Source organism: Rhizobium sp. WW22 (assembly GCF_047041135.1).
Lineage (GTDB): Bacteria > Pseudomonadota > Alphaproteobacteria > Rhizobiales > Rhizobiaceae > Rhizobium.
Window position 1 is genome coordinate 2,740,001 of sequence record NZ_CP178198.1, and the last position, 15,735, is coordinate 2,755,735.

At 60.5% G+C, this 15,735-nt stretch carries 15 protein-coding genes (1 of these 15 running past the window's edge); 3 read left to right on the forward strand and 12 right to left on the reverse strand.

The window, feature by feature from the left end; genetic code table 11:
* Positions 1-1,050, forward strand: the 3' portion of a protein-coding gene (locus ACK83U_RS13545) for a M23 family metallopeptidase (RefSeq protein WP_112336482.1). The gene continues 891 nt to the left of window position 1, outside the view; the window shows 1,050 of its 1,941 coding nt (coding positions 892-1,941); its start codon lies off the left edge, out of view; the stop codon is at positions 1,048-1,050.
* 99 nt (positions 1,051-1,149) lie between these two features.
* Here the strand turns inward: ACK83U_RS13545 and clpB are convergent, their stop codons facing one another.
* Complete coding sequence (gene clpB / locus ACK83U_RS13550; protein ID WP_112336481.1) at positions 1,150-3,750, reverse strand: ATP-dependent chaperone ClpB; 2,601 nt, start codon at positions 3,748-3,750, stop codon at positions 1,150-1,152.
* Positions 3,751-3,909: 159 nt separating this feature from the next.
* On the opposite strand from clpB, the gene ACK83U_RS13555 reads away from it, so the two are divergent.
* Positions 3,910-4,044 (forward strand): hypothetical protein, encoded by a 135-nt coding sequence (locus ACK83U_RS13555; RefSeq protein WP_412474634.1) that lies wholly within the window; start codon positions 3,910-3,912, stop codon positions 4,042-4,044.
* A 23-nt stretch (positions 4,045-4,067) separates the two neighbouring features.
* Here the strand turns inward: ACK83U_RS13555 and ACK83U_RS13560 are convergent, their stop codons facing one another.
* From ACK83U_RS13560 to ACK83U_RS13585, 6 genes are all read right to left on the reverse strand, one after another.
* Positions 4,068-4,766 carry a DUF4167 domain-containing protein gene (locus ACK83U_RS13560; protein ID WP_112607644.1) on the reverse strand — a complete coding sequence of 233 codons (699 nt, stop codon included), beginning with the start codon at positions 4,764-4,766 and terminating at the stop codon, positions 4,068-4,070.
* Positions 4,767-5,111: 345 nt separating this feature from the next.
* The gene (gene prmC, locus ACK83U_RS13565) at positions 5,112-5,987 is read right to left on the reverse strand and encodes a peptide chain release factor N(5)-glutamine methyltransferase (RefSeq protein ID WP_112607646.1); all 876 of its coding nucleotides are present in this window, start codon (positions 5,985-5,987) and stop codon (positions 5,112-5,114) included.
* On the reverse strand, positions 5,984-7,063 hold the full coding sequence (gene prfA / locus ACK83U_RS13570) for a peptide chain release factor 1 (RefSeq protein ID WP_112412697.1): 1,080 nt from the start codon (positions 7,061-7,063) through the stop codon (positions 5,984-5,986). Before prfA ends, prmC begins: the two co-directional genes overlap by 4 nt.
* Before the next feature lie 93 nt (positions 7,064-7,156).
* Positions 7,157-9,424 (reverse strand): phosphoenolpyruvate--protein phosphotransferase, encoded by a 2,268-nt coding sequence (ptsP, locus tag ACK83U_RS13575; RefSeq protein WP_112607648.1) that lies wholly within the window; start codon positions 9,422-9,424, stop codon positions 7,157-7,159.
* A gap of 100 nt (positions 9,425-9,524) precedes the next feature.
* Positions 9,525-10,799, reverse strand: coding sequence for an aspartate kinase (locus tag ACK83U_RS13580; RefSeq protein ID WP_112336476.1), 1,275 nt, complete (start codon positions 10,797-10,799; stop codon positions 9,525-9,527).
* A 170-nt stretch (positions 10,800-10,969) separates the two neighbouring features.
* Positions 10,970-11,596 carry a hypothetical protein gene (locus ACK83U_RS13585; protein WP_183874512.1) on the reverse strand — a complete coding sequence of 209 codons (627 nt, stop codon included), beginning with the start codon at positions 11,594-11,596 and terminating at the stop codon, positions 10,970-10,972.
* Positions 11,597-11,860: 264 nt separating this feature from the next.
* On the opposite strand from ACK83U_RS13585, the gene ubiG reads away from it, so the two are divergent.
* Positions 11,861-12,613, forward strand: a complete 753-nt coding sequence (gene ubiG / locus ACK83U_RS13590; protein ID WP_112607650.1) for a bifunctional 2-polyprenyl-6-hydroxyphenol methylase/3-demethylubiquinol 3-O-methyltransferase UbiG — start codon at positions 11,861-11,863, stop codon at positions 12,611-12,613.
* 13 nt (positions 12,614-12,626) lie between these two features.
* Here ubiG and ACK83U_RS13595 read toward each other — a convergent pair whose 3' ends face one another.
* The 5 genes from ACK83U_RS13595 to ACK83U_RS13615 form a co-directional block, all read right to left on the reverse strand.
* Positions 12,627-13,214, reverse strand: a complete 588-nt coding sequence (locus ACK83U_RS13595) for a DUF3291 domain-containing protein (RefSeq protein ID WP_112607652.1) — start codon at positions 13,212-13,214, stop codon at positions 12,627-12,629.
* The gene (locus tag ACK83U_RS13600) at positions 13,214-13,642 is read right to left on the reverse strand and encodes a DUF1178 family protein (RefSeq protein WP_112400579.1); all 429 of its coding nucleotides are present in this window, start codon (positions 13,640-13,642) and stop codon (positions 13,214-13,216) included. Before ACK83U_RS13600 ends, ACK83U_RS13595 begins: the two co-directional genes overlap by 1 nt.
* Complete coding sequence (locus ACK83U_RS13605; protein WP_112607654.1) at positions 13,639-14,496, reverse strand: carbon-nitrogen hydrolase family protein; 858 nt, start codon at positions 14,494-14,496, stop codon at positions 13,639-13,641. The genes ACK83U_RS13600 and ACK83U_RS13605 overlap by 4 nt, the downstream gene beginning before the upstream one ends.
* Before the next feature lie 24 nt (positions 14,497-14,520).
* On the reverse strand, positions 14,521-14,778 hold the full coding sequence (gene grxC, locus ACK83U_RS13610) for a glutaredoxin 3 (RefSeq protein WP_112607655.1): 258 nt from the start codon (positions 14,776-14,778) through the stop codon (positions 14,521-14,523).
* 142 nt (positions 14,779-14,920) lie between these two features.
* A complete protein-coding gene (locus tag ACK83U_RS13615) occupies positions 14,921-15,697 on the reverse strand; it encodes a ComF family protein (RefSeq protein WP_112400576.1) in 777 nt (258 codons plus the stop codon).
* Positions 15,698-15,735: the final 38 nt, after the last annotated feature.

The following is a 15,735-nucleotide window of genomic DNA, read 5'->3' on the forward strand; positions in this document are numbered from 1 at the left end:
AAGATCCAGCCGCTCTTCGGTTCGTCCGATGTCTCCGCCGGCGACGTGCTGCGCATCGGCATCCTGCAGAAAGGCGAGCAGGCAAAAATCATCCGCGCCAGCATCTATCGCGGCACGAAACATCTGCTGACCGTCGCGCAGAACGATCATGGCGACTTCGTTGCCGGCAGCGCCCCGCCAATGCTCGATGCCATCTCGACGGCTTTCGACAATGACGCACCCGCCCTGGCGGCCGGCCGTGACCTGCCGAGCGTCTATGACGGCATCTATCGCGCCGCCCTTTCCTACGGCATGACCAAGGAAATGGTGGCGCAGATCGTCAAGCTGCTCGCGAGCAATGTCGACTTTCAGGCACAGCTAAAGCCGACGGATTCGCTCGAAGCATTCTTCTCCGTCACTGACGACAAGGGGCAGGCGACGGCCGATTCCGAGCTGCTCTACGTCAACGCCCGTTTCGGCGATAACGTCACCCGTTTCTACCGCTTCGAGGATCCGACCGATCACTCGATCGACTACTTCGACGAGGCCGGCAAGAGCATCCGGCAATTCCTGCTGCGCAACCCTGTTCCCACCGGCGTCTTCAAATCCGGCTTCGGCATGCGCCGCCACCCGATCCTAGGCTTTGCCCGCATGCATACCGGCGTCGACTGGTCAGCACCGCGGGGCACGCCAATCATCGCTGCCGGCAACGGCATCGTCGAAAAGGCCAGCTGGGATTCCGGCGGTTTCGGCAATCAGACCTTGATCCGGCATGCGAACGGCTACGTCTCCTCCTACAATCACCAGAGCGCCATCGCCAAGGGCGTCGTCCCCGGCGCGAAGGTCGTGCAGGGACAGGTGATCGGCTTCATCGGCTCGACAGGTCTCGCGACCGGTCCTCACCTGCACTATGAGCTGATCGTCAACGGTACGAAGGTCGATCCGTTGCGCATCCGCCTTCCCGGCGGCAAATCGCTTGAAGGCGATGCGCTCGCCAAATTCCAGGAAGAACGCAAGCGCATCGATACACTGCTAACCGACGAGAAGACGAAGCAGATCGCCAGCAAATAGCCCCAGCCGCTCAGCCATTTTAAATTGGGGCTGCGGCTGCGGCCGATGGCAAAATGGCGGCCCGAAGACCGCCATCCGCATTTATTCACATGCTATAGCTTAGGCCGCTTCGTTTACCGCCTGGCGCGGACGAAACAACAGCCGGTCCGAACCGCTGGTGACCTTGACGAGCGAACCATCCGGAATTTGACCCGAAAGGATCTGTTCGGCGAGCGGATCCTGGACGTATTTCTGGATCACCCGCTTCAGCGGCCTTGCACCATAGACCGGATCGTAACCCTTGTTGGCGAGCCAGTTGCGGGCATCGTCATCGAGTTCGAGCGTGATCTTGCGTTCCGACAGCAGCTTCAGCAGCCGCTCCAGCTGGATATCGACGATCGCGCCCATCTCATCGCGCTTCAGGCGATGGAACAGGATGATTTCGTCGATACGGTTCAGGAATTCCGGCCTGAAATGCGACCGGACGACTTCCATCACCTGCTCGCGCACCAGATCGCTGTCATCGCCATCCTTCAGCTGGGTCAGATATTCCGCGCCCAGATTGGAAGTCATGATGATCATCGTGTTACGGAAATCGACCGTGCGGCCCTGTCCGTCCGTCAACCGTCCGTCATCCAGAACCTGAAGCAGGATGTTGAAGACATCGGGATGCGCCTTTTCGATCTCGTCGAACAGCACGACCTGATAGGGCCGACGGCGGACGGCTTCGGTCAGCGCGCCGCCTTCCTCATAGCCGACATAGCCGGGAGGAGCGCCGATCAGCCGGGCCACGGAGTGCTTTTCCATGTACTCGGACATGTCGATGCGCACCATCGCGGTGTCGTCGTCGAAGAGGAAGCGGGCAAGCGCCTTGGTCAGCTCCGTCTTGCCGACACCGGTCGGGCCGAGGAAGATGAACGAGCCGATCGGCCGGTTCGGATCCTGCAGGCCGGCGCGAGAGCGGCGAACGGCGCGAGAGACGGCCTGAACAGCATCGCCTTGACCGACGACCCATTTTGCCAGCTCGTCTTCCATCCTGAGCAGCTTGTCGCGCTCGCCTTCCAGCATCTTGTCCACGGGGATCCCGGTCCAGCGGGAAACCACCTGGGCGATGTTGTCGGCGGTGACGACCTCCTGCACCATGGAATCACGGGCACTATCCTGCTCTTCCGCGGCGTGCAGTTCCTTCTCAAGATTGGGGATCACGCCATAGGCAAGCTCGCCGGCGCGCTGGAACTCACCCTTACGCTGGGCAATGGCGAGCTCGTTGCGGGCATCGTCGAGCTGCTTCTTCAGGTCGGCGGCAAGACCAAGCTTCTGCTTTTCGGCCTGCCAGCGTGCAGTCAGCGCATCGGCTTCCTCTTCCAGAGACGTAAGATCCGTTTCCAGCCGCTTCAGCCGGTCAGCCGAGGCCTGGTCGGTTTCCTTCTTCAACGCCTCGCGCTCGATCTTCAGCTGAATGATGCGGCGATCGAGTTCGTCGAGCTCTTCCGGCTTCGAATCCACCTGCATGCGCAGACGCGCTGCGGCTTCGTCCATCAGGTCGATGGCCTTATCCGGCAGGAAGCGGTCGGTGATGTAGCGGTTCGACAGAGTTGCGGCAGCCACCAGCGCGGCATCGGCGATGCGCACTTTGTGATGCTGTTCGTATTTTTCCTTCAAGCCGCGCAGGATCGAGATCGTGTCTTCGACCGTCGGCTCCTCGACCATGACGGGCTGGAAGCGGCGGGCAAGGGCCGGATCCTTCTCGACATGCTTGCGGTATTCATCAAGCGTGGTCGCGCCGACGCAATGCAGTTCGCCGCGCGCAAGCGCGGGCTTCAGCAGGTTGGACGCATCCATGGCGCCGTCAGCCTTGCCGGCCCCGACGAGGGTGTGCATCTCATCGATGAACAGGATGATCTCGCCGTTTTCCGACTGCACCTCGTTGAGCACGGCTTTCAGCCGCTCTTCGAACTCGCCGCGGAATTTTGCACCGGCGATCAGCGCGCCCATGTCGAGCGCCATCAGCTTCTTATCCTTCAGCGATTCCGGCACGTCGCCATTGACGATGCGCAACGCCAGGCCTTCGACGATGGCCGTCTTGCCGACGCCGGGCTCGCCGATCAGCACAGGATTGTTCTTCGTGCGGCGCGACAGGACCTGGATCGTGCGACGGATTTCGTCGTCACGGCCGATCACAGGGTCGAGCTTGCCTTCGCGGGCCTCGGCGGTGAGGTCGCGGGCATATTTCTTCAACGAATCGAAGCCCTGCTCCGCATTGGCCGAGTCGGCCGTGCGGCCTTTGCGGATATCGTTGATGACCTGATTGAGGGCGACAGGTGTAACGCCGGCCTTCTTCAGGCTCGCCGAAGTGGAAGCCGAGGGTTCGATGGCCAGAGCCTGCAAGAGACGCTCGACAGTGACGAAACTGTCGCCAGCCTTCTTCGCGGCATCTTCAGCAGTGGTAAAGACCTTGGCGAGCGGCTGCGAGAGATAGACCTGACCGTCGCCGCCGGAAACCTTCGGCAGCTTGGCAAGCGCGGCATCATTGGCAAGACGCGCAGCCTTGGCGTCACCGCCGGCGCGTTCGATCAACGAAGCAGCCATGCCCTGGTCGTCGTCCAGAAGCACCTTGAGAACATGCTCGGGGGTGAACTGCTGATTTCCTTGCGCAAGCGCATTGGTTTGAGCGGATTGCAGGAAACCGCGAACCCGTTCGGAGTATTTTTCGATATTCATATGAGACCTCCATGAATCGCTCTGCCCGGACCGGCACAGACCGATGATTGAGATTGAGCCCCCCCTAGAGGCAGGCCCCGCCTTTCCGCCGTTGAGATTTGCGACAAGACAACTGAGGGGAATATGGGAGGATATTCGAAGAGTTTAAAGGGTCGCGGAATGGAAAAACCGGACGGAGTGGCTCCATTTGCTTCGGCAATCGAAGAAGCGCCGGTTGGTCCGGAAAGGGACTACCCCGCCATGCAAAAAGGAATGGCGGCTTTCGCCGCCATTCCTGCATTCTCGCTTTATTAACTCGTTCACTCCAGCGGAGCGACTTATTCCGAGGTAGCGTCCGCCAAAGCCGGAGCTTCGCTCGACCCGGCTTCACCCTGGTCATCGCCCTCGGCTGCAGCACTGCGACGCGGCTGGCGGCGCGGACGATTGCCGCCTGCACTGCGACGGCGCGGCTGGCGCTCGGTGGCAGCGACCGCCGGAGTCTCCTCTTCGATCGCCACTTCGGCCGGAATGCCTTCGATCACCGGCTGCGGGCCGGTACCGTTGATGACTTCGGGCTCACTGGCCGGAGCAGCAGCAACGGCTGGAGCAGCCTGCTGCTGGCGAACGTGAGGTTGAGCCATCTGCGGCTGATCGTCCATTTCCTGCGCATCCATATCATCGATGTCACGCTCGGCATTATCGCGGTCATTGTAGTTGTGATGATCGTCGCGCTGGTAGCGCTCCTGCATCTGCGCCTGCGCGCTGGCAATGATCCGATTGTAATGTTCGGCATGCTGCAGGTAATTTTCCGCCATGACGCGGTCGCCGGAGCTTTGAGCATCGCGAGCCAAGGCCGCGTACTTCTCGGCGATATGCTGTGCGGTTCCGCGGATTTTCACATCGGGACCAGAGCTGTCGTAAGTCCTGGTCAGCGGGTTCGAGCCCTTGCGGTTGAAATTGTTGTTGTTATTTCCGCCGCCGCCGTTGTTGTTGTTACCACGCCCCCGACCGCGCTTGTTCTGCTGTCCTGGCCTCATAGATCCTTCACCTGAATTCTCTTCGTTGGGATAAAATTATACACGACACCTGCCGCCGCGGTTCGGACACTGCCAAACCAGGGCTTTCGTGCCGCAAGCAAACTGCGCTTTAGCGCCGGTCTGCCGCTCGACTACGTCAGATTAAACTGATCACGCATTGGGTTATCTTCAACCTTTGACACTCTTACCAGAGAGCGGTTCCCCGAGGCTGTCCAAGATAAGCGAATCGTCTCGCTCATTCCCAGCCGCCCAACGCGTGAGCGCAACCTATATTGCTTCCTCAGGAAATCCAAGCTTTTTCTTTGCGATAGCAACGGGTCTCACAAATCCGCTGAAAACGTCGCATTAATGTTGAAATTCAAACACAAGAACCCGGTCATTCTGCCCGTAGTCACGGACCGCCTCGACGAGGGAAAATCCTGCTCCTTCAAAAATTGAAGTCACCGTTTCACGCTGATCGTAGCCGATCTCCACACCTATCATACCGTCCGGATGCAGGAACCGAGCCGCGTCCTTCGCGATCGCCCTGTAAGCATCCAGCCCATCAAGGCCCCCGTCAAGGGCCGCGGGAGGATCGAAATCCTTTACTTCTGGAGCGAGAGTGGAAATGACATTGGACGCAATATAGGGCGGATTTGAGACAATCAAATGAAAACGTTCGTGGATGGTGTCAAACCAGCTTCCATGCGCGGTCATGAACCGCTCTGCCAGGCCATTTCGCTCAGCGTTCCCGCGAGCCGTTTCCAGCGCTTCGCTGGAAATATCGGAACCGACACCCGTCGCTTGCGGGCTTTCATGGAGCAGAGCCAAACAGATGGCCCCGGTACCCGTTCCAATGTCCAGTATATGGATATTGCCGATCTTGGATTCAAGACGCCTGATATGAGGCAGCATCGTATCGACGAGAATTTCCGTATCAGGCCGCGGCTCGAGCGTCGCTGGCGACAGCCGCAGGGAGAGACCATAAAACTCGCGTTCGCCGAGAATGCGATGGACCGGCTCATGATTGAGCCGCCGGGCAATCGCCGCCCGTACCGTCGCGGCATCATCCTCGGACACACGCTCGGAACCGCGCGTCACCAGCCCGGTCGCGGAAAGGCGAAGAAGGCCGCCGACAAGAATGCGGGCTTCCGTGGCGGGATCGTCGAGTTCGGCCTCGGCAAAACGCGAGCGCACCTCCTGCAGGAGCCCGGATATGGTTGGCCCCTGCCCGCCGCTCATGCCTGTTCGCCGAGCTGGGCGAGCTGGCTCGCCTGATAATCCGCCAAAAGCGCATCGACCACCTCGTCGATCTCGCCTTCCATCATCCGGTCGAGCTTGTAGAGCGTCAGGTTGATGCGGTGATCGGTAACGCGCCCTTGCGGGAAATTATAAGTGCGGATGCGCTCGGAGCGATCGCCGGAGCCAACCTGGCTTTTGCGGTCGGCCGAACGCTCACTGTCGGCGCGCTGGCGCTCCATATCAAAGAGGCGCGACCGCAGGACCTGCATGGCCTTGGCGCGGTTCTGGTGCTGCGACTTTTCCGAACTCGTGACGACGATGCCGGAGGGAAGATGCGTGATGCGCACCGCCGAGTCCGTCGTGTTGACGTGCTGGCCGCCGGCGCCGGATGAGCGCATGGTGTCTATGCGGATATCCTCGGGCCGGATTTCGATATCGATCTCCTCGGCCTCCGGCAGAACGGCAACGGTCGCCGCCGAGGTGTGGATGCGCCCGCCCGCCTCGGTTTCCGGCACGCGCTGCACGCGATGGACGCCGGATTCGAACTTCAGCCGGGAAAACACGCCCTTGCCGCTGATGGTGGCGATGATTTCCTTGAAACCACCGGCTTCGCCGTCACTCGCCGAAAGCACCTCCACCTTCCAGCCGTTGCTGGCGGCGAAACGCTCATACATCCGGAAAAGATCGCCGGCAAAAAGCGCCGCCTCGGAGCCGCCGGTGCCAGCGCGGATTTCCAGGATCGCGCTTTTCTCGTCGGCTGCGTCCTTCGGCAGAAGCTCGACCTGGATATCCCTTTCCAGCGCCTCGATGCGCTCCTTGACCTCGGGCAGCTCCATCTCGGCAAGATCGCGCATCTCGCGATCGACCGATTTGTCGGAGAGCATGGCCTCAAGATCGGCAGCCTCGGCTAGAGCGCGCTCATAATCGCGGATCTTGGTCACGACCGGCTGCAGCTCGGAATATTCGGAAGCAAGCTTCACATAGACATCCGCGGCCGGACCGGCGGACATGCGCGCCTCGATCTCGCCGAAACGACGTTCCAACTCGCGCATTTTTTCAACGGGGAGCTTCGCCACCCTCTACTCCAATTCTTCTTATTATCTCTGCTTTGATGTTGTGATGCGCATGATCCTGCCTGCAAACCGCTTCGTGCTTTTCAGGATCGGACGCTAAAGCGGAATATTGTGGCTCTCGGCAAAGCGCACAAGGATATCCCGCATGGAACTCGTCGGCTGCCTGTCATCGAGTGCGGCCTCCATGACCTCGGACAAGGCCTTGAGGTCGAGCCCGAGCAGCATTGCCTTGACCGGGCCGATCGAGGCCGGCGACATCGAAACCGAGCGGAAACCGATTCCGAGCAGGGCCATAGCGGAAATCGTCTTGCCCGCCAGTTCGCCGCAAAGCGTCACCGGCGTCTTGTTGCGTCCGCCAGCGCGCACAATATCGCGGAGGATACGCAGGAACGGCCGCTCGAGCGGATCGAAGCGATCCGAAACGCGGGCATTGCCGCGATCAACCGCCATCGAGAACTGGAACAGGTCGTTGGAACCGACCGAGACGAAATCAACCTCCGCCATCAGCTCGTCCAGCTGCCACAGGAGCGCGGGCACCTCGAGCATTGCGCCGAACTGCAGCTTGCGCGGTAGGCTGTGCCCGAAGCGCGAGAGGTGCTGCACTTCCTTCTGGAGAAGTTCGCGCACGGCCCTGATCTCGGAGACTTCCGTGACCATCGGTACCATCATCTTCAATTCGTTGTCGGCCGCCGCCTTGAGCATGGCCCTGAGCTGCGTGCGCAATAGGCCGGGACGATCGAGCGAGAGGCGGATGGCACGCCAGCCGAGCGCCGGGTTCTCTTCCTCATGCGCGCGGAAATAGGGAACGACCTTATCGCCGCCGATGTCGAGCGTGCGGAACGTGACGACACGGCCGCCCGCCTGCTTCAGGACATTGCGATAGAAGGCTTCCTGCTCATCCGCCTTCGGCATGGTCGAGGCGATCATGAACTGCAGCTCGGTGCGGAACAGGCCGATACCCTCGGCCCCTGATTCCGCAAGCTGCGGCAGGTCCACCAGCAGGCCGGCATTCATCAGCAGCGAAATGCGTTGTCCGTCCTTGGTGACCGGCTCGACGGAGCGCAGAGCCCGGAACTGCTCCTGCCTGCGGGCACGAAACCGGACCTTCTCCTCATAGGAGCGCTGATGATCGGCCATAGGCCGAAGGTGAACGTGGCCGCCATCACCATCGATGATGACCGAATCGCCATTTTCCGCCAGCGCGACGATACCTACCGCCTGTCCGACGACCGGAATGCCCATGGCGCGCGCCACGATAACGACATGGCTCGTGACCGCGCCCTCTTCCAGCACCAGGCCGCGAATATTGGCGCGCGGATAATCGAGCAGTTCCGCCGCACCCATCGCACGCGCAAAGATGACCGCGTCGTTCGGAAAGCCTTCAGCGCTGGTACGCCCGGAATGTCCGATGAGCTGCCGCAAAAGCCGGTTTGCCAGATCCTCGAAATCATGCATGCGTTCGCGCAGATAGGGATCGGTCAGGCGCATCATGCGCGCTTTGGTGTCGCTCTGCACCTTTTCGACGGCGGCTTCAGCGGTCAAGCCATTGCGGACGGCTTCCTCGAGCTTGCGCACCCAGCCCTGGTCGTGCGCGAACATCCGGTAGGTTTCAAGAACCTCGCGATGTTCGCCTTCCATGGAAACGTCGCGGCGCGAGAGCATGTCGTCGATCGAAATGCGCAGCGATCCCAGCGCTTCGGCGAGACGGCCGATTTCCTTGTCGGTATCCTCGTTTAGCAGGTTGGTGACGACGATACGCGGCTCGTGCAGCACGACATAGCCGAGGCCGATCCCTTCATTGTAGCTGTCGCCATCAATCGTGACGGAGCGTGTGAGGTCAAGCTCCAGACCCGGCTTGGTGATCTTCTTCAGCTCGCCGGTCGCGATCATCTCGGCCAGCACCATGGCCGTCGTTTCGAGCGCCTCCAGCTCTTCCTCGCGGTAGGTGCGGCTCGCCTTGTTCTGGACGACGAGAACGCCGAGCGACCGGCCGGTGCGCAGGATCGGCACGCCGAGGAAGGAGTGATAAATCTCTTCGCCGGTTTCCGGCAGGTAGCGGTAGGCCGGATGCGATTGCGCGTCCGAAAGATTGAGCGGCTGGGCGGAAGCAGCAATCGTGCCGACGAGGCCCTGCCCCATCTTCAATTGCGAAAGGTGTACGGCCTCTTTATTCAGACCCTCGGTGGCATAAAGCTCGAGGACTCCGTCGGCACGCAGCACGTACACCGAGCACACCTCGGCGACCATGTTGCTGGCAATCTGGCGGACGATCCGGTCAAGGCGCTCCTGCGGCTCCAGCGGCTCCGCCATCAATTCGCGTAGCCGCTTGAGCAGAACGCGTGGACCGCCGGATAGGTCTCTCATTGCGCCACTAGCTCCCGAATCAAGATGTCATGCTCGTCTTGCCCACGTCAGGGCCGGCCGAAACTCGCCTCCGTCACGGTCCGTCGTCAGCAGTCGTGACTCAACTCTTATCCAGACCGTAGCAGGAATGCAAAGTCCTGACTGCGAGTTCTGCATAAGGACCGTCGATCAGGATGGAAATCTTGATTTCTGACGTCGTAATAGCCTTGATGTTGATACCTTTTTCGGCAAGTGCCCTGAAAGCGGTCGCGGCCACGCCTGCATGCGAGCGCATACCGATACCAATCACAGAAACCTTGACCAGACCTGATTCGTTCTGAATCACGTCATAGCCGATCTTTTCCTTGTTCTCGCCAAGGACGCGCAGCGCCTTCTCGACATCGCCGGACGGAACCGTGAAGGTCATGTCGGTCTTCGAACCGTCCTCGGAAATGTTCTGGACGATCATGTCGACATTGATGTGGTTTTCGGCCAGCGGCCCGAAGATCGCCGCGGAAACACCCGGCCGGTCGGCAAGACGGCGCAGCGAGATCTGGGCCTCATCCTTGGCATAGGCAATGCCGGTGACTACTTCCTGTTCCACGATTTCTTCCTCGTCACAAATCAGCGTTCCGGGCGGGTTAAGCAGATCGCCCATGCCCGGAGCATCGGGATCCTCGAAAGAAGAGCGCACGAAGGTGCGAACCTTGAACACCATGGCGAGCTCGACCGAGCGCACCTGCAGCACCTTAGCGCCGAGAGAGGCCATTTCGAGCATTTCCTCGAAGGCGATCTTCTTCAGGCGACGTGCCTTGGGCTCGATGCGCGGATCGGTCGTATAGACGCCATCGACATCGGTATAGATGTCGCAGCGGTCGGCCTTGACCGCGGCGGCGATCGCAACGGCCGAGGTGTCGGAACCGCCACGGCCAAGCGTCGAGAGGCGGTTGTCGGGGCCGAGCCCCTGGAAGCCGGCGATGACGGCGACCTGGCCCTCACCCATGCGGCGGATGATGTCCTCGCCCTCGATCTCGAGAATGCGGGCGGCGCCATGGGCGTTGTCGGTGCGGATCGGGATCTGCCAGCCCTGCCACGAGCGGGCGTTGATGCCCATGGCCTGCAGCGCAATCGCCAGAAGGCCTGATGTGACCTGCTCGCCCGAAGCCACGACGGCATCATATTCGCGCGCATCGTAGATCGAGTGGTTGGCGCCGGAGACTTTCGGCATGTTCTGGACCCAGCCGACCAGTTCGTTGGTCTTGCCGGACATGGCGGAAACGACGACTGCCACTTCGTGTCCGGCATCGACCTCGCGTTTCACATGGCGTGCGACATTCTTGATACGGTCCAGATCCGCGACGGAGGTCCCGCCGAATTTCATCACGATGCGTGCCATGTGCCTCTACCAGTACCCTGCGCCGGGCGGCTGAACGCGATAAGCCCGACATGCAAAATCGCCCTCCCGGTTCGGTAGCCGGAAAAGCGTGATCTCAATGGGGCCGTCTCTTAGCGAGTTTGTCGGGCAGGTGCAATAGCGCTGGATACCTCAGCAGCTAAAAGCTTACTCTAAAAATCAACTTTTAAGGTCGACCAGAGCTTGTCGAGAATGCCCTCTTCCCTGGGCAGGTTTTCCCTGTTGAGGAAGGTGGCGACAAGCACCCCGCCTTCCGGCCGGCCGGTCGCGACGATCTCATACTCCATGACGTCGTCGTCCGTGGTCGTCTCCGCCTTGATACCCTTCAATACGGTACCGCTCGGCAATGTGCGCTGGGTTGGCCGCTTGCTGATCTTCGCGCCGCCATTGAGGCTCTCCTGCACCATCTGCTGCAGGACGACATCGGTATAACTCGAAGGATTGAGACCCTTATAGACCTGCACGATGATGCCGGTGCCGATCGGCGTCATCAGCGCATATTGCTGCACGCCGTCTCCGAGATCCGTCTTTGCGACCGTGAATTTGCCATCATGATCGAAGGAGAATTTGCCGCCCGTAAACGTCACCGTTTCGCTGCGCTGCAGCTCTACAGGCACCTTGCTGCCGTCCTTCATGGTAACTTCGAGCGTATCGCCGGGATTGATGCCGACGCTAATGCCGTCGATCGTCAGGCGAAACCCCTTGCCGTCCCCGGCATTTGCATGGCTGGCCGCGAGCCAAGCCATGGCGATGGCCGTCGCGAGACGGAGTGGTCTCATGAGGAACTCCTCTACAAGCCGGTCGATCGCAATCGATCCCGGTCCCGAAAGTCCATTTCACAGCCCCGGGGATTGATCGGCCATAAGATACCTCCATGTCAACCTTCGCATCGCAATTCGCGCCTCCTGATCGGGATAGCCCACAGCCGATCGAAGGTCGAGGCCCTTGACATCGCGCATCGATCGTCCGACTTCACCCTACGGGATAGAATTATTGCGTGCGGTCGTCCGAACCTTCGAACGACGCAAATCACGGAGCAAGCCATGAACGAAACGGCAAAGAGCACGATCGACCAGAGCGAAGTGGACCGTTTCTCCGCCATGGCGGCCGAGTGGTGGAGCCCCACCGGCAAGTTCAAGCCGCTGCACAAGTTCAATCCTGTGCGCCTTGCCTATATCCGCGACCGCGCCTGCGAGAATTTCGACCGCGACCCGAAGAGCAGCAGGCCGCTTGAGGGCCTGCGCGTGCTCGACATTGGCTGTGGCGGTGGCCTGCTGTCGGAGCCGGTAGCGCGCATGGGCGCCGCCGTCATTGGCGCCGACCCTTCCGAAAAGAATATCGGCATCGCCTCGACGCACGCAAAAGCCTCCGGCGTCCCCGTCGACTACCGCGCCGTCACGGCCGAGCAGCTGGCCGAAGCCGGCGAAACCTTCGATATCGTGCTGAACATGGAAGTGGTGGAGCATGTCGCCGACGTCGAATTCTTCCTGTCGACCTGCGCGAAAATGGTGCGCCCCGGCGGCCTAATGTTCGTCGCGACCATCAATCGCACCATGAAGGCGGCGGCACTTGCCATCTTTGCGGCGGAAAACGTGCTGAGATGGCTGCCGCGCGGCACCCATCAATACGAAAAGCTCGTGCGTCCGGAGGAGATCGAAAAGCCGCTTGCCGCAAGCGGCCTCGAGATCACCGCTCGCACGGGCGTCTTCTATTCGCCGCTGCAGGACCGCTGGAACCTATCGAAAGATATGGACGTCAACTATATGCTGTTGGCGAAGCGGGCGAACCTGAGCTGATCACGCATCTGCCTCAGATCTTCAGTGTCAGCACATGCGCCAGTAACTCGCCCTGCGTGGCAGCGTTGAGCGCAACGATTTCCTTGATACGAGAACGGTCGATCTCAAGCGGCTGACCATCGGATCCATAGGGCTGTTTGAATGAGAACGCCCTTGGGCCTGCGGCATAATCGTGAAGGTGTTCTAGGCGCTCTACCCCATCCTGCCACCGCGGTACGGTTCCAGCGTCCACCCACCAAAGGACAAGCGGTGGCCAGCTCTGCCTGACATTCCAGTGCCGACCATGTTTCAGGGCGTCGGCATGCACGCCACTATAGGTGAATGCCATAAGCGATTCGATATCGGCCCAAAGCGATAGAGATGATGGTGCGGTCTGAAAGCCACTACCCTCGATGAAACGTGGAAAGATCTGCTCGCCCCAACAGGCCGTACCAGGCTCGCCGGCATAGCCAGAGCGGCCAATGAAACCGTGAGCACGGGCCGCCGCCTCGAAATTCGCCGCCTCGCGCAGGCGAAACCCCTCGACGGCAGGGCTTTCATAGGCCTCGACATGCAGTCCGAAATTGTACATGGCGAGATGTTGGCTGCCGGCGACCGGCATCAGTTGATATCGTCGGGCAGCACAGGAATGGCGGCGATCTCGATGCCTTCCTCGACGAGTGCCTGTGCCTCGTCCGGCGTCGCCTTGCCGATGATCCCGCGCGCATCCGCCTCGCCGTAATGGATCTTGCGGGCCTCTTCCGGGAATTTCGTACCAACATCCTCGGCATTGGCCTTGATGGCGTCGACCGCTTCCTTGAGTTTCACTAAGGCCTGCTTGCGCGCTGCGTCCATCGCGAGCGTCTGCAACTCATCCTTCTTGCGAGCCGTCGAAACCGAAGGCGCCATCAGGAGCTTGGAGATCGCACCCGAATTGCAGACAGGACAGGTGAGGAAACCGCTTGCGACCTGGCGATCGAAATCGGCGCTTTCGGAAAACCAGCCCTCGAACTCATGGGCATTGTCACAGGTAAGCGAATAACGGATCAAGCAGCGACGCCTCCAGCCGCCGGCGTCGCGATCTTTTCCAGCGAAAACTCGCGCGCATTCTTCAGGTTCGGTATCTTGTCATGAGCTGATTTGACGGCAGCAGTGTCAATCTCGGCGATGACGACAGCTTCGCCCGTACCGCCGGCGGATGCCAGCACCTTGCCCCAGGGATCGATAATCATCGAATGGCCGAAGGTCTCGCGGCCGTCTTCATGCTTGCCGGCCTGCGCGGCGGCGATGACGAACATGCCGTTTTCGATGGCGCGGGCGCGCAGCAGGATTTCCCAATGCGCTTCGCCGGTCTGCTTCGTGAAGGCGGCAGGCACCGTCATCACCTCGGCGCCGGCAACAGCCTGGGCGCGGAAGAGCTGCGGAAAGCGTACGTCGTAGCAGATGGAAAAGCCGAGTTGAGCAAACGGCAGCGACGCGATGCGCGCCTCCGATCCCGGCCGGTAGACAGCGCTTTCGCGCCAGCTCTCGCCATTGTCGAGATCCACATCGAACATATGGATCTTGTCGTAGCGATTGATGAGCTTGCCGTCAGGACCGAAGAGGAAACCGCGATTGGCGATCTTGCCGTCATCGAGCGCAATGGCCGTCGAGCCGATGTGAAGATGGATGCCGAGTTCCTTCGCCAGTTCGGAGGCCGTCTTGACGATGATATCGTTCGGCTCGTCCCGCAGCACGGCGCGCAGCCCCGGGCGATCCTTCTGCACGGCACCGGTCATCTCCGGCGTCTGCACATAGACGGCGCCCTGCGAGGCGGCGTCGCGCACTAGGCGCGCCATGTCAGCCGCGTTCTTCACCGGATCGACGCCGGAACACATCTGGATGGCAGCAGCCTTGAAGCTCATCGGTCTCTCCCTCGTCAATATGGATCAGGCAGCCAGCATCGGATCGAGCTTGCCGGCCCGGTCGAGTGCGTGAATATCGTCACAGCCGCCGACATGCTGACCATTGATGAAGATCTGCGGGAAGGTCGAAGCGCCATTCGCCTTGGCGATCATCTCCTGCCGCATTTCGGGCGAATAGGTGGCGTTGTGCTCGACATAATCGACGCCTTTGGATTCGAGCAGGGATTTCGCGCGGGCGCAATAGCCGCAGAATTCACGCGTATAGATAACGACGGATGCCATGATCCACTCCGGAAAAACCTAGATTTAGAGCATGATGCCGAAAAGTGTCTGCGGTTTTCGGACGACATCATGCTTTACTTATTTGATTCTAGAGCGGATTCAGATTTTTGGTCGTTTCGACCTAAATCATCCGCCTCTAGTGTCATATAAGATGGCCAACGACCCTTGCAAAGGTCAAAACAGTGACATCGACAGCACCTGCTTTCTTCAGCGCGCGCGTGGCCGCGGCAACCGTGGCGCCGGTCGTATAAACGTCGTCGACGAGAACGATGCGCCGCCCGAATATATCGGCGGCCCGATGCTCGGAAACGGCGAAAGCGCCGCGCACATTATCCTGTCGCGCCTTGGCCCCGAGACCGACCTGCTGGCTCGTGCGCTTGACGCGCAAGAGCGTTGCGGCAAACAACGGCTTGCCTGAAAGACGGGCGATATGGCGAGCGAGTTCGGCGGCCTGATTATATTTACGTGCAAACAGCCGCGCGCGGTGCAGAGGCACCGGAATGATCGCATCGCAATCCGCAATCGTGCCATCGCTGGCGCGCAGCATCCAGCCGGCCATCATCGGCGCGAGATCGGTGCGATCGCGATATTTCAGGCTGAGAACGAGATCGCGCACGATACCGTCATGGACGGCAGCGGAGCGCAACCGGTCGAAGACAGGCGGATCGGCAATAGCCTCGGCACTCAGAATGCCGGCACCGAGATCATGGGAAAACGGGCTGCCGAGGACTTCACAATAAGGTCGCTCGATAAAGCGAATACCGGACCAGCATGCGGGGCAAAGACCACGATGCGCGCCGACCGAAACCCCACAGCCCGGACATGCGGGCGGATAGACCAAATCCGCAAGCGCCACGAAGGGCCTTTTCAGCCCGGCGCCCAGCATCGATAAGGTGATTTCGCGTCCCATCATCCCCATATGATTGAGACTAGCAATTCCAGGAAAAGTGTATAGCG